9 protein-coding genes are annotated in these 13,621 nt (G+C 63.4%); 7 read left to right on the top strand and 2 right to left on the bottom strand.

Features of this window, described 5'->3' with window-relative positions; translation table 11 throughout:
- Positions 1 to 168: 168 nt before the first annotated feature.
- The 3 genes from PVA39_RS08420 (at position 169) to tpx (ending at position 6,141) form a co-directional block, all read left to right on the top strand.
- Positions 169 to 1,863 carry an autotransporter assembly complex protein TamA gene (locus PVA39_RS08420; protein WP_443200947.1) on the top strand — a complete coding sequence of 565 codons (1,695 nt, stop codon included), beginning with the start codon at positions 169 to 171 and terminating at the stop codon, positions 1,861 to 1,863.
- Positions 1,860 to 5,531 (top strand): translocation/assembly module TamB domain-containing protein, encoded by a 3,672-nt coding sequence (locus PVA39_RS08415; protein WP_274123686.1) that lies wholly within the window; start codon positions 1,860 to 1,862, stop codon positions 5,529 to 5,531. Before PVA39_RS08420 ends, PVA39_RS08415 begins: the two co-directional genes overlap by 4 nt.
- A 109-nt stretch (positions 5,532 to 5,640) precedes the next feature.
- The gene (gene tpx / locus PVA39_RS08410; protein ID WP_274123685.1) at positions 5,641 to 6,141 is read left to right on the top strand and encodes a thiol peroxidase; all 501 of its coding nucleotides are present in this window, start codon (positions 5,641 to 5,643) and stop codon (positions 6,139 to 6,141) included.
- 49 nt (positions 6,142 to 6,190) lie between these two features.
- Here tpx and PVA39_RS08405 read toward each other — a convergent pair whose 3' ends face one another.
- Positions 6,191 to 7,186 carry an aldo/keto reductase gene (locus tag PVA39_RS08405; RefSeq protein WP_274123684.1) on the bottom strand — a complete coding sequence of 332 codons (996 nt, stop codon included), beginning with the start codon at positions 7,184 to 7,186 and terminating at the stop codon, positions 6,191 to 6,193.
- Positions 7,187 to 7,291: 105 nt separating this feature from the next.
- Between PVA39_RS08405 and PVA39_RS08400 the strand changes: the two genes are divergently transcribed.
- The gene (locus PVA39_RS08400) at positions 7,292 to 8,203 is read left to right on the top strand and encodes a LysR family transcriptional regulator (RefSeq protein ID WP_274123683.1); all 912 of its coding nucleotides are present in this window, start codon (positions 7,292 to 7,294) and stop codon (positions 8,201 to 8,203) included.
- Positions 8,204 to 8,512: 309 nt separating this feature from the next.
- Here the strand turns inward: PVA39_RS08400 and PVA39_RS08395 are convergent, their stop codons facing one another.
- Complete coding sequence (locus PVA39_RS08395) at positions 8,513 to 9,448, bottom strand: LysR family transcriptional regulator (RefSeq protein WP_274123682.1); 936 nt, start codon at positions 9,446 to 9,448, stop codon at positions 8,513 to 8,515.
- 226 nt (positions 9,449 to 9,674) lie between these two features.
- On the opposite strand from PVA39_RS08395, the gene chvE reads away from it, so the two are divergent.
- The 3 genes from chvE to mmsB all read left to right on the top strand — a co-directional run bounded on the left by chvE (position 9,675) and on the right by mmsB (position 13,598).
- Positions 9,675 to 10,739 carry a multiple monosaccharide ABC transporter substrate-binding protein gene (chvE, locus tag PVA39_RS08390; protein ID WP_274123681.1) on the top strand — a complete coding sequence of 355 codons (1,065 nt, stop codon included), beginning with the start codon at positions 9,675 to 9,677 and terminating at the stop codon, positions 10,737 to 10,739.
- Positions 10,740 to 10,845: 106 nt separating this feature from the next.
- Positions 10,846 to 12,372 carry a multiple monosaccharide ABC transporter ATP-binding protein gene (gene mmsA, locus PVA39_RS08385; RefSeq protein WP_274123680.1) on the top strand — a complete coding sequence of 509 codons (1,527 nt, stop codon included), beginning with the start codon at positions 10,846 to 10,848 and terminating at the stop codon, positions 12,370 to 12,372.
- A 14-nt stretch (positions 12,373 to 12,386) separates the two neighbouring features.
- Complete coding sequence (gene mmsB, locus PVA39_RS08380; protein WP_093504439.1) at positions 12,387 to 13,598, top strand: multiple monosaccharide ABC transporter permease; 1,212 nt, start codon at positions 12,387 to 12,389, stop codon at positions 13,596 to 13,598.
- Positions 13,599 to 13,621 lie beyond the last annotated feature (23 nt).

Raw genomic sequence — 13,621 nt, 5'->3', positions numbered from 1 at the left:
TCCTGAGCGTAGCTGGCGGTAAAACCGCGATGCTAGCTGATCGCGTCGCCAGGCGGCCAGCGCAGCGGGAAATCGTTTCGATACGTACAGGCATAAAAATGGTGCGTTCGCCGTGATAGCATCGCCGCCATGAGAGTACTTTCGACCCTCGGCGCGGGATGCGCGCTCATGCTGTTCAGTGCCACGTTGCTCGCCGAGGATGCTCGCCTGGTGGTCAGCGTGCAGCCGGCCAACAATGCCCTGAAGAGTAACGTCGAAGGTTATATCGGCAACCTGGGCGAACGTGATGCTGAAGCTCTGCAGCGTCTGCGTCGGGTGGTCGAGGGCCAGGCCGAAAAAGCCGCCCAGGCGCTGGGCTACTACCAGGCGCAGATCAGCACTGAAGTGATCGAGCAGACGCCGCCGCGCCTCAACGTGCGCGTCGTGCCCGGCGAGCCGGTGCGCCTCGGCAACGTCACCGTGCGCGTCGATGGCCCTGCTTCGCAAATGCGCGCCTTCCAGCTACCGAAGGACGCCGAGCTCAAACCGGGGGCGCGGCTCAATCACGGCCGATATGAGGCCGCCAAACGGCATATCCAGAATCAGGCATCGCGTTACGGCTTCTTTCGCGGGCGCTTCACCCAGCAGAGCTTGCGCATCAATCCCCAGGCTGGGGTGGCCGACATCGAGCTGGTCTACGACAGCGGCCCGCGCTACACCCTGGGCCAGGTCAGTTTCGATGGCGACATGCCCTTCGATGACGAACTGCTGCAGCGCATGGTGCCGTTCCCGGCAGACACGCCCTACGACTCCGAGCGGATCGCCGAGCTGTATGAGGCGCTGCGCTCCAGTGGTTACTTCGAGTCGGTGCGCGTCGATGCCAGTCCCACGGTAGCCGAGCAGCAGGTGATTCCGGTCAAGGTCCATCTGCAGACCCGCCTGCCGCGCACCATGGGGATGGGTCTGGGTTTTTCCACCGACGTCGGCCCGCGCGGTCGTATCCAGTGGGAGCGCCACTGGGCCAACCCGCAGGGCCACAGTTACGGCGCGGAAATGGAGCTGTCGGCGCCGCGGCAGAACGTCGGTTTGTGGTACGACATTCCCGGCAATCCGCCGATGACCGACAAGCTGCGGATCGCCGGCGGCTACCAATACGAGGAGCTTGCCAACACTGACAGCCTCAGCCGCCTGCTGACCGTCGGCCCGGAATGGCACAGCAAGCTCGACAGCGGTTGGCAGCGGGTGATTTCCCTGAAGTGGCAGCGTGAGGAATACCGCCTCGGTGATGATTCGGGGCTCAGCACGTTGTTGATGCCGGGTATCAGCTATTCGTACCTGCACAGCGACAGCCGTATCGACCCCAACAACGGCTATCGCCTGCAGTTCGATGCCTCGGTTGCCAAGGAAGGATTGCTGTCCGATTCCGATGTGGTGCACGGCAACGTGCTGGTCAAGGGCCTGACCACCCTCTGGCAGAAGCACCGTTTTCTCGCCCGGGCGCAATTCGGCGGTACAGAATCCAAGGGCTTCAATTCCTCGGTGCCACCGTCGCTGCGCTTCTTCGCCGGTGGCGACCAAAGCGTGCGCGGCTACGACTACCAGAGCCTGTCGCCAGAGAACAGCGACGGTGACCGCATCGGCGGGCGCTATATGGTCGCGGCCAGTGCCGAGTACCAGTACAGCATCCTCGATAAATGGCGCGTGGCGACCTTCTACGACACAGGCAACGCTTTCAACTCCCTGCAGATGCCGTCGCTCAAGAGCGCCGTGGGCATCGGCGTGCGCTGGGTCTCGCCGGTCGGCCCGCTGCGCCTGGATCTGGCCCATCCGCTGGATGACGAAGGCGGCGTGCGCCTGCACTTTTCCATGGGGCCGGAACTGTGAGGCGTGCGCTGAAATACACCGGCTTGAGCTTGGCCGGACTGCTGGCTTTGCTCGTGGTGGTACTCCTCTGGATGCTGATCACAGCCGCCGGCAGCCGCTTTACGCTGGGCCTGGTGCCGGGGCTTGCGGTCGACGGATTTCAGGGGCGCCTGGGCGGGCACTGGACGGCCGAACGATTGCTTTGGCAGCAGGGTGACGATCAAGTGTTGGTCAATCAGGTGCAATTCGACTGGTCGCCATCCTGTCTGCTGCGTCTGACGCTGTGCATCGACACGCTGCGCAGCGAACATATCGAGCTGAATTTCGCGCCCAGCGACGCGCCGCCAAGCGACGAGCCTTTCAGTCTGCCGCAGCTGAATCTGCCGCTTGCGCTCGAGGTCGGCGAGGTGTGGCTCGGCAACCTGCAGCTCAATGGCGCCGATCAGCTGCAGGGCCTGGAACTTGCTGCGGACTGGGCCAGCGAGGGGCTGAACATCAGTCACCTGCATGTGCAGCGCGATGAGCTGGTCGTCGACTTACAGGGCCATGTGCAACCCAGTGGCGAATGGCCGTTGAAGCTCAAGGGTAGCGCTGTGCTGCCGGCACCCGGCGACAAGCCCTGGAATCTGGCGCTAGAGATAGAAGGTGAGCTACGCCAGGGCCTGGCGCTGATGATCGACAGCTCCGGCTATCTGGCGGGCCGCCTGAGCGGCGAGGTGCAGCCACTGGCCGAGCACATTCCGGCGCGCCTGTCCTTCAGGGCCGACGATTTCAAGGCTGTCGATTCGTTGCCCGAAACCCTGCGCCTCAAGGGTGTGGCACTGCGGGCCGGTGGCAACCTGCAGGACGGCTACCAGTTTCACGGTGTCGGCTTGCTGCCTGCCGATGGCGCCGTGGTGGCGCTGTCGCTGGACGGCCGCGTCGACGCCAAGGGTGCGGATATCGAGAATTTGAGCCTGTCAGCCGGTCCAGGCGAACGCTTAGCCGTCAACGGACGCCTCGACTGGCAGGACGGCTTCAGCGCTGATACCCACATCGATTGGGAAAACTTCCCCTGGCAGCGCCTCTATCCCATGGACGATGCACCCCCAGTGACCCTGAAGACGCTGACCGGTGATCTGGCCTACGACAATGGCAATTACCTCGGCAACCTGTCCGCGGCACTGGATGGCCCGGCCGGCGCCTTCGAAGTGCAGACGCCATTGAGCGGCGACCTGCAACAGATCCATCTGCCGCAGCTACAGGTGCGTGCCGGGCAGGGCAAGATCGAGGGCCAGCTCACTGTGGGTTTTGCCGAGGCGATCCGCTGGGATGCGCAATTGCAGGTCAGCGACTTCGATCCGGCCTACTGGGTCGCCGAGTTGCCGGGGCGCATCGCTGGACCGATTTGCAGCAAAGGTCAGCTGCTCGACGGCCGCCTGGAACTCACTGGCGACCTCGACTTGCAGGGACGCCTGCGGGGTCAGCCGGCTCAATTGCAAATCCAGGTGGCTGGCGCTGGCGAGCGCTGGGATGTGAGTACGCTCAGCCTGCGCCTGGGTGACAACCGCATTGATGGCAGCGGCCAGCTGGATCAGCGCCTGCAGGGCCAGTTACGGATCGCTCTCAACCGTCTCGGCCAGTTGTGGCCCGGTTTGCAAGGTCAGGCTAGCGGTCGCCTGGATCTGGCCGGCAGCCTGCAGGCCCCGCAAGGCACCTTCAGCTTGAGCGGTCAGTCCTTGGCCTTCGAGGAAACCCGCCTGAGGCAGCTGGGTCTGGACGCCACCCTGGATGGCAACGGCCAGGCCAAGCTGCAACTGCGTGGGCAGGGCATCGCCAGTGGCGATAGCCAGTTTGGGAACCTGACGGTCAATGGCGCCGGCAACCAGCGCCAGCAGCAGATGGACCTGAGCCTGCAGGGGCCGCAGCTGCAAACCAGCCTGGCGCTGGACGGTACTCTGGACAAGGGTGACTGGCGGGGACGCCTGAGCCGCGTCGAGATCCAGGCCGACGGGCAGGACTGGCGCTTGCAGGCACCGGCCTCCCTGGTGCGGCTGGCCAGTGGCGAGATCGACCTTGGTGCCCATTGCCTGCGGTCCGGTGGGGCCAGCCTGTGCGGCGAGAACCAGCGCCTGCAGCCGGAGCCGAAGATCCGTTATCGCCTGGTTGACTTCCCGCTCGATAGCCTGTCGCCGTGGTTTCCGAAGGATTTCGCCTGGCAGGGCACCCTCGATGCCGACGTGCATCTGGATCTGCCAGCGGCCGGCCCCAATGGCCGCGTGGTGGTGGATGCCGGCAGCGGTACCTGGCGTGTGCGCGACAACGAACAGTGGGTCGACTTCACCTACGACAGCCTGCGCCTGAGCAGCGAGCTGCGGCCTCAGCGCATCGACAGCGAGCTGAGCCTGCGTGGCCCGCGCATCGGCGAGCTGTCGGTGCAGGCGCAGTTGGACCCGCGGCCGGATAACAAGCCGCTGTCCGGCCAGTTCCGCTTGAGCGGTCTCGACCTGGCCATCGCGCGGCCGTTCGTGCCCATGGTCGAGCGCCTGACTGGGCAACTGAATGGCAGCGGCACGCTGTCTGGCGATCTGCTCAAGCCCCTGGTCAACGGCCAGTTGGCGCTCAGCAATGGCGAAGTGTCCGGCGGCGAGTTGCCGACCAGCTTCGAGGATCTGCAGGTGCGCGTGCTGATCGCTGGTGAAAGCCTGCAGCTCAACGGCGGCTGGCGCAGTGGCGAGCAGGGCCAGGGCACGCTCAACGGAGCGCTGGCCTGGGGCGGCCCGCTCAGCGGCAGCCTGAACGTGCAGGGCAATCGCCTGCCGGTGAATGTCGAGCCGTACGCCAATCTGGAAGTGGCGCCGGATATGCAGGTGCGCCTGGCCGATGATCAATTGTCGGTCAGCGGCAAAGTATCAATTCCCCGCGGCAAGATCGTCGTACGCGAGCTGCCGCCGTCCACGGTGAAAGTCTCGGATGATGCTGTGATCGTTGGCGACGAAACCCGGGAAAAGCAGCCGGTGGCGATCAGCATGGACATCGACGTGGACGTCGGCAGTGACAAGCTGACCTTCAGCGGTTTTGGACTCAACGCCGAACTGGTCGGACGGGTGCACATCGGCGATGACCTCGATACCCGCGGCGAGCTGAACCTCAACAAGGGCAACTTCCGCGGCTACGGTCAGCGTCTGACCATCCGACGTGCGCGTCTGCTGTTCGCTGGGCCTATCGACCAGCCGTTCCTGGATATTGAAGCGATTCGCAAGGTCGACGACGTGGTGGCCGGACTGCGCCTGACCGGCAGCGCCGATCAGCCACGCACCGAGGTGTTCTCCGAGCCGGCCATGAGCCAGGAACAGGCGCTGTCCTATCTGGTGCTAGGGCGCCCGCTGTCGAGCGGCAGCGAGGACAACAACATGCTTGCCCAGGCGGCATTGGCTCTCGGCGTGGCCGGCAGTTCCGGGGTCACCGGCTCGGTCGCCGAGAGCCTGGGCATTCAGGACTTCCAGCTGGACACCGACGGCAGCGGCCGCAGCACCAGCGTGGTGGCCAGTGGCAACTTGTCCGAGCGCTTGAGCCTGCGTTACGGCGTCGGCGTGTTCGAGCCGGTCAACACCGTGGCGCTGCGTTACGCGCTGACGCGACGCCTGTATCTGGAGGCTGCCAGCGGCCTGGCCAGCTCTCTTGACCTGTTCTACAAGCGCGATTTCTAGGCCGGTAGCCGGCGGCTCACGGCGCCAAGATAAGCGTTTGCGGGCCGCTGTTACTGGCGTAGGATGACCGCTCCTGCGTGTTTCCAACCATCAAGAGAAGGATCGTTTCATGGCACAAGTAACCCTGCGCGGTAACCCGGTTGAAGTCGCTGGCCAGTTGCCGCAAGTCGGTCAGCAAGCGCCGGCATTCACCCTGGTTGGCGCTGGCCTGGCTGACGTCAGCCTGAGCAGCCTGGCGGGCAAGCGCAAAGTGCTGAACATTTTTCCAAGCGTCGACACCCCGACCTGCGCCACCTCGGTACGCAAGTTCAACGCCGAGGCCAGCAAGCTGGAGAACACTGCGGTGCTGTGCATCTCGGCCGACCTGCCGTTCGCCCAGGCGCGCTTCTGCGGTGCCGAAGGCCTGGAAAACGTCCAGAATCTGTCGACCATGCGCGGCGCCGAGTTCCTCAAGGACTACGGCGTAGCCCTGAGCTCCGGCCCGCTGGCTGGCGTGGCAGCCCGCGCCGTGGTGGTGCTCGATGAGAACGACAAGGTGCTGCACAGTGAGCTGGTCGGCGAAATCGCTGACGAACCAAACTATGACGCGGCCCTGGCTGCGCTGAAGTAAGCCAACCGCGTTACCCGAAACGGCCTGCCTTGCGCAGGCCGTTTTCGTTTCAGAGGTTCAGCGTCTGCATTGACCCTGGCGTGTAGCGTTCACCGGCGACAGCCTGAGCAGGAAAGATATCGTCCAGCGCCGCCACCTCGTTCATGCTCAACTCGATCTCCAGTGCTGCCAGATTTTCATCCAGGTAGCGGCGGCGCTTGGTGCCGGGGATCGGCACGATGTCCTCGCCCTTGGCCAATACCCAGGCGAGCGCCAGTTGTGCAGCGCTGATGCCCTTGTCGGCAGCCATGCTCTGCACCTTGGCAACCAGTTGCAGGTTTCTGGCGAAGTTCTCGCCCTGAAAGCGCGGATTGTGGCGACGGAAATCGTCGGCCTCAAAATCGTCAGGGCTCTGCAGCGCACCGGTCAAGAAGCCTCGGCCAAGTGGGCTGTAAGGCACGAAGGCGATGCCCAGTTCCCGGCAGGTTGCCAGAACGCCGTTTTCCTCGGGGTCGCGGGTCCACAGCGAATACTCGGTTTGTACTGCTGTGATGGGGTGTACCGCGTGGGCGCGACGCAGGGTGGCCGGTGCCACTTCGCTGAGGCCGATATGGCGGATTTTGCCCTGAGCGACCAGCTCGGCAAGCGCACCGACAGTCTCTTCGATGGGGACAGCGGGATCGATGCGATGCTGGTAGTACAGATCCAGATAATCCGTGCCCAGGCGTTTCAGGCTGCCCTCGATGGATTGGCGCACATAATCGGGATGACCGCTGACGCCACGTTTGTGCGGGTCTTTGGCGTCGCGAAGGATGCCGAACTTGCTGGCTACGAAGGCCTGCTCGCGACGGCCGGCCAGGGCGCGGGCCAGTAGCTGTTCATTGGTGTGCGGGCCGTACATATCGGCGGTGTCGAGGAAGTTCAGGCCGCGCTCGAGGGCATGGTGAATGGTGGCGATGGACTCACGGTCGTCACGGCCGGCCGTGTAGAAGTCGCTCATGCCCATGCAGCCCAGACCAATGGCGGAAACCTGAGGGCCGTTGTGGCCTAGTTGGCGGGTTTTCATCGTCAGCTCCTGTAAATGAGTGGAGCCAAGAGTTTGGCTGTTGAAGTTTTGCAGATAAACCGGCTAAAAGTGCATGCACTATTCGGTTTTGGAAAATAATCAATTATGGATCGCTTGCTCGCCATGCAGGTTTTCACGCGCATCGTCGAACTCGGTGGTTTTGGCAAGGCGGCCGACAGCCTGGGGCTACCCCGGGCTTCGGTGACGCAACTGATCAAACAGCTTGAGAAGCACCTGGGCGCGCAGCTGCTGCAGCGTACCACCCGACATGTCAGCCCTACGCTCGATGGCAGCGCCTACTACGAGCGCTGCCTGGCCGTGCTGGCGGAGATTGACGACGCCGAGTCGCTGTTCTCCGATGCCCGCGCCAACCCGCAAGGTCGTTTGTGCGTTGATCTGCCGGCCTCGATCAGCCACCGCGTGGTGATACCTGCGTTACCCGCGTTCTTTACGCGCTACCCGCGTATCGAGCTGCAGATTGGCGCCAGTGACAGGCCGGTCGATCTGGTCCGTGAGGGCATCGACTGCGTGGTGCGCGCCGGTGCTGTGCATGATGTCAGCCTGGTCGCTCGGCCGCTGGCGCGATTGCCGCAGGTTACCTGTGCAAGCAGCGCCTATATCGAGCGGCATGGCTCACCGCGGGACCTGGACGAACTGTTAAGTAAGCACCAGGCGGTCAACTATGTGTCGCCGCTTACTGGCCGGCATTTTCCCTTCGATTTCATGGTGGCCGGCGAGCGTCGGGAATTGCAGATGCCCGGCTATATGGCGATCAGCAGCTCGGAAGGCTACGTGGCCGCCTGTGAGGCTGGTATGGGCATCATCCAAGCGCCGCTGTACCACGTGCGCGAGCAATTGCGCGCCGGCACGCTGCTCGAGGTGCTGCCCGAGTACCTGCCCGCGCCGATTGAGTTGGCGGCTCTGTATCCACCGCATCGCCAGCTGTCGCGGCGGGTGCGGGTGTTCGTCGATTGGCTGGTCGAGCTGTTCGGGCAGGCCGATCTGCATCGCCAATAGGGCAAGCGGCCTAGGGTCTGTTGCCGTTTCACGCACGGCCGCGCCGGTGCCCGTTTTGTCGCGAGGCAAGGCACGAGCCGCGAAGTTTAGTTAGCTAAATGAGCCGGCGAGAAACGCCGCATCGCGACAGAACGGGCCCGGCCCTTCGGATTGTGCGGGAAATCTCGCCATGCGTCGTTGGAGGACTTGGCAAGGGAAACGCGGACGGCTAGTCCATTCCCTGCGTCCTCCGCCTAGCGGATCGCCGCCCGGCCTGGCGAGATTTCTCGCGACAACGCGGCTCGCGTTGAAACGGCAACAGACCCTAGCTCAATGCGCCTTGTTCAGCGCGGCAGTGACCAGCCGGCGCAGACGGTTGGCCACCGGCGACAGCTCGCGACCTTTGACCAGCAGCAGGTAGTAGGGCGACATCTCGATAGTCATGTTCAGCGGCAGCACCTTGAGTTTGGCGCCGACCTGATCGCCGAGCAGCAGGTCCGGCACTTCACTGGCCAGCGGCGCGATGGCCGATGACGACACCAGGATGGCAATCATCGCCAGGAGCGAAGTGGTGTTGGTGATGTTGGTCGGCACCGGCGCGCCGGCGCTGAGAAAGGCGGTTTCCATCGCCTCGCGGATCGGCGCGCGGTGGCTCTGCATGACCCATTCGTAGGGCGACAGGTCGCGCAGCGTCACCTGGTCGACGTTGGCCAGTGGGTGATCCTGACGCACGATCAATTTGAGGGTTTCGGTGCGCGCCGGGTAGATCTCGAAATCCGCCGGGTTGACGCCACGGGGCAGACGGGCCAGCACGAAATCGTTCTTGCCGCTGGCCAGGTCATGCACCAGCTCGTCACTGGCGGCGACGTTGACGTGCACGTCGGCGCGCGGCGAGATGGCCTTGAGCTGGCGAATCGCCGGGATCACGAAACCCACCGCTGCACCGGTCACCGCGCCGACCGTGGTCATGCCGCCTTCACCGCGTTTGAGCTCTTCAACATCCTGGGCCAGGTCGCGCAGCTCCACCAGCATGTTGTGTGCGCGACGGGCCAGGGCTCGGCCGATCAGCGTTGGCACCATGCCTTTGGCGTGGCGCTCGAACAGCCGCGCGCCGAGGGTGTGTTCGATGTCGGCGAGCATGCGCGAGGCTGCCGGCTGGGTGACGGTCAGCTCATCGGCGGCCAGGCCGAGCTGGCCGTGCTCGGCAATCGCGGCGATCAGCCGCAGTTGCGGGATCTTCAGATGGCGGGCAATTCCGATATCCATGGTGGTGCTCGTTGTTGTCGTTGTGGGAGCGAGTGTGCGCCCGAGCGTCAGTACTGTCGATCAGCTGCATAACAATTTTGGTATGCAGTTGAGCGAAATATGAATTTGCCTGATATGCGGTGTGCTTCTATCGTCAGCTCTGCTTTGAGCTCTTCGTTGCCCCAACAACAATAAATCGCGATGTCGCGCGTCCCTGAGCGCGCCAGGCGTCGCCAGGAGAAGCTGAATGAACACCATCCGTAAACTCGTGGCCGCCATGGCCATGGGCGCCACTCTGGTCAGCGCTGCATCGGTTGGCGCTGCCGAAAAGGGCTTCGTGGGTATCGCGATGCCGACCAAGTCGTCCGCGCGCTGGATCGACGACGGCAACAACATGGTCAAGCAGCTGGAGAAAGCCGGCTACAAGGCTGACCTGCAGTACGCCGAAGACGACATTCCCACCCAGGTTTCGCAGATCGAAAACATGATGGTCAAGGGCGTCAACGTCTTGGTCATCGCCGCTATCGACGGCACCACGCTGACCAACGCCCTGGAAAACGCCGACGCTGCCGGCATCAAGGTGATCGCCTATGACCGCCTGATCCGTGACAGCGAATACGTCGACTACTACGCCACCTTCGACAACACCAAGGTTGGCGTGCTGCAGGCCGAATCCCTGGTCAAGGGCATGCAGGCGCGCGGCAAGGGTCCGTACAATGTCGAGCTGTTCGGCGGCTCGCCGGACGACAACAACGCCTACTTCTTCTACAACGGTGCCATGTCGGTGCTGCAGCCGCTGATCGACAAGGGCGAGATCAAGATCCTCTCCGGGCAGACCGGCATGGGCAAGGTCGGCACCCTGCGTTGGGACGGCGCCACCGCCCAGGCGCGTATGGATAACCTGCTGTCCGCCAACTACACCAAGGAGCGCCTCGACGGCGTGCTGTCGCCTTATGACGGCATCTCCATTGGCGTGCTGTCGTCGCTGAAAGGTGTTGGTTACGGCTCGGGCGACATGCCGATGCCGATCGTCACCGGTCAGGATTCGGAAGTGCCGTCGGTGAAGTCGATTCTGGCTGGCGAGCAGTATTCGTCGATCTTCAAGGACACCCGCCAGCTCGCCGAAGTGACCGTCGGTATGGTCAAGGCGCTGCTCGAGGGCAGCGAGCCGCAGATCAATGACACCAAGACCTACGATAACGGCAAGAAGGTCGTACCGGCCTACCTGTTGCAACCTGTCACCGTCGACAAGAGCAACTGGGAAAAGGTGTTGATCGACAGCGGTTACTACACCAAAGACCAGGTCCAGTAAGCGTCACCCCGCCGGCAGCCAGGCGCTGCCGGCCCTCCACCTCTTTGTTTACCTGAGCATGGCGTGCCCGCTGCGGTTGGCGCGTGCCTTGCGGACGGATAAAACCATGCAGCAAGACATCATTCTGGAAATGCGCGGCATCACCAAGACGTTCCCAGGCGTGAAGGCGCTCAACAACGTCAACCTCAAGGTGCGGCGCGGCGAAATTCATGCACTGTGCGGTGAAAATGGCGCGGGCAAATCGACGCTGATGAAAGTGCTCAGTGGTGTTTACCCCCACGGCAGCTACGAAGGCGAGATCATCTACGAAGGTAAGCCGCTGGCCTGCAGCGGCATTCGCGACAGCGAGCGCGAAGGCATCATCATCATTCACCAGGAGCTGGCATTGGTGCCGCTGCTGTCGATTGCCGAGAACCTGTTTCTCGGCAACGAGATCGCCAGCAACGGGGTGATCGACTGGCCGGAGGTGTATCAGCGTACCGAAGGGCTGCTCAAGAAGGTTGGCCTCGACGAGGTCGCCACCACGCCGGTCGAGAAGCTTGGCGTCGGCAAGCAGCAACTGGTGGAAATCGCCAAGGCGCTGGCCAAGCACGTCAAGTTGCTGATTCTCGACGAACCCACCGCGGCGCTGCAGGAGAACGACAGCCAGAAGCTGCTCGACCTGCTGCTGGAATTCCGCGCCCAGGGCATTTCCTCGATTCTGATTTCCCACAAGCTCAACGAAGTCAGCCGCGTCGCCGACAGCATCACGGTGCTGCGCGACGGCGCCTCGGTGAGCAGCATGGATTGCCATACCGAAGCGGTCAGTGAAGAAACCATCATCCGCGGCATGGTCGGCCGCGATATGGAAAACCGCTACCCGGAGCGCACGCCGCGGATCGGCGGAACCCTGTTGGAGATTCGCGACTGGAACGTCTGGCACCCCGAGTCGGCGTCCCGGCAGATGATCCGCAACGTCAACCTGCGCGTGGCGGCAGGTGAAGTGGTCGGTATCGCCGGGCTGATGGGGGCAGGGCGCACCGAGCTGGCGATGAGCGTGTTCGGCAAGAGCTACGGGCGCAACATCTCCGGCTCCGTCCACCTGCGCGGCCAGCCGATCGACGTGTCGACCGTGCGCCGTGCGGTGGATAACGGCATCGCCTACGTCACCGAAGACCGCAAGGCCCTGGGCCTGGTGCTCGATGAAAGCATCCAGTGCAACACCACCCTGGCCAACCTGCCGGGTGTGTCGAAGCACGGGGTGATCGACGAGCACGAGGAGCGCCGGGTCGCCGAGCAGTACCGCGAAGCCATGCACATCCGCACCCCGGGGGTGTTCCAGAAGGTGCTCAACCTGTCTGGCGGCAACCAGCAGAAGGTGGTGCTCAGTAAATGGCTGTTCGCCAAACCCGAGGTGCTGATTCTCGACGAGCCCACCCGCGGCATCGACGTCGGTGCCAAGTTCGAGATCTACAGCCTGATCAACCAGCTCGCCGCCGATGGCAAGGGCGTGATCATCATCTCGTCGGAGATGCCTGAGCTTTTGGGCATGTGCGACCGCATCTACGTAATGAACGAAGGCGCCTTCCTGGGCGAACTGGCACGTGAAGAGGCGAGCCAGGAAAAGATCATGTCGATGATCGTCAAGGCGTGAGCGAGGACAACCCAATGGATAACAACAACCAAACCGCACAAACCCAGCAGGCCCAGCCGGCGCGCCCCTCGCTGCTGGGCCACATGAAGAGCCACATCCGCGACTACGGCATGCTGCTGACCCTGGTGGTCATCATGGCGCTGTTCGAGGTGCTCACCGACGGCACGCTGATGCGCCCGGTCAACCTCACCAACCTGCTGCTGCAGAACAGCTACATCATCATCATGGCCCTGGGCATGCTGCTGGTGATCGTCTCGGGGCATATCGACCTGTCGGTCGGCTCGGTGGTCGGCTTCGTCGGCGCCGCCGCGGCGGTGATGATGGTGCAGTGGGGCTGGTCCACCTCGCTGGTGGTGCCGGTGTGCCTGTTGATGGGCTGTCTGATCGGCGCGGCTCAGGGGTACTGGATCGCCTATTGGCAAATCCCCTCGTTCATTGTGACGCTCGCCGGCATGCTGGTGTTTCGCGGCCTGACCCTTGCGGTACTCGACGGCCAATCGATCGGCCCGTTCTCCAGCAGCTTCCAACTGATGAGCAACGGCTTCATTCCGGACATCTTCGGCGTCAAGCGCCCGAACGTCACCGCTCTGGTGCTCGGTGTGTTCGCTGCCGCGCTGATCATTTACCTGGCGGTGCGTGGCCGTCGTCGCGCCAAGCGCTACGGCATCGTCGACGAGCCCGGCGTGTTCTTCATCGCCAAGAACCTGCTGATCGCCGGCGCTATCGTCTATATCGCGTATCTCTTGGCCACCTATCGCGGCCTGCCGAATGTGCTGATCATCATGGCCATGCTGATCAGCGCCTACACCTTCCTGACCAACCGCACCACGCTGGGCCGACGCATCTATGCCATCGGCGGCAACGTCAAGGCGGCCAAGCTGTCGGGCATCAACACCGAGCGGCTGACCTTCCTGGCCTTCGTCAACATGGGCATGCTCGCCGCCCTGGCCGGTTTGATTTTCGCTGCGCGGCTCAACACCGCCACGCCCAAGGCTGGCGTGTCGTTCGAGCTGGACGTGATCGCTGCGGTATTCATCGGCGGTGCGTCGATGTCCGGCGGCGTCGGCAAGATCATCGGTGCGGTGATCGGCGCCCTGATCATGGGCGTGATGAACAACGGCATGTCGATCCTCGGCATCGGCATCGAATGGCAACAGGTGATCAAGGGCCTGGTGCTGCTTGCCGCGGTGATCTTCGACGTGGTCAACAAGAGCAAATCGCGCTGAAGCGCCACCCACCTATTTCCGCA

The organism is Pseudomonas sp. CNPSo 3701 (genome assembly GCF_028674975.1).
Lineage (GTDB): Bacteria > Pseudomonadota > Gammaproteobacteria > Pseudomonadales > Pseudomonadaceae > Aquipseudomonas > Aquipseudomonas straminea.
This window is presented reverse-complemented; position numbering and strand designations above follow the sequence as displayed.

What these genes read in the sequence shown, in the direction of transcription:
- PVA39_RS08420 (WP_443200947.1), top strand. Translation starts at nt 169, where the DNA reads ATGCTGTTCAGTGCCACGTTGCTCGCCGAGGATGCTCGCCTGGTGGTC.
- tpx (WP_274123685.1), top strand. Translation starts at nt 5,641, where the DNA reads ATGGCACAAGTAACCCTGCGCGGTAACCCGGTTGAAGTCGCTGGCCAG.
- PVA39_RS08405 (WP_274123684.1), bottom strand. Translation starts at nt 7,186, where the DNA reads ATGAAAACCCGCCAACTAGGCCACAACGGCCCTCAGGTTTCCGCCATT.
- PVA39_RS08400 (WP_274123683.1), top strand. Translation starts at nt 7,292, where the DNA reads ATGGATCGCTTGCTCGCCATGCAGGTTTTCACGCGCATCGTCGAACTC.
- PVA39_RS08395 (WP_274123682.1), bottom strand. Translation starts at nt 9,448, where the DNA reads ATGGATATCGGAATTGCCCGCCATCTGAAGATCCCGCAACTGCGGCTG.
- chvE (WP_274123681.1), top strand. Translation starts at nt 9,675, where the DNA reads ATGAACACCATCCGTAAACTCGTGGCCGCCATGGCCATGGGCGCCACT.
- mmsA (WP_274123680.1), top strand. Translation starts at nt 10,846, where the DNA reads ATGCAGCAAGACATCATTCTGGAAATGCGCGGCATCACCAAGACGTTC.
- mmsB (WP_093504439.1), top strand. Translation starts at nt 12,387, where the DNA reads ATGGATAACAACAACCAAACCGCACAAACCCAGCAGGCCCAGCCGGCG.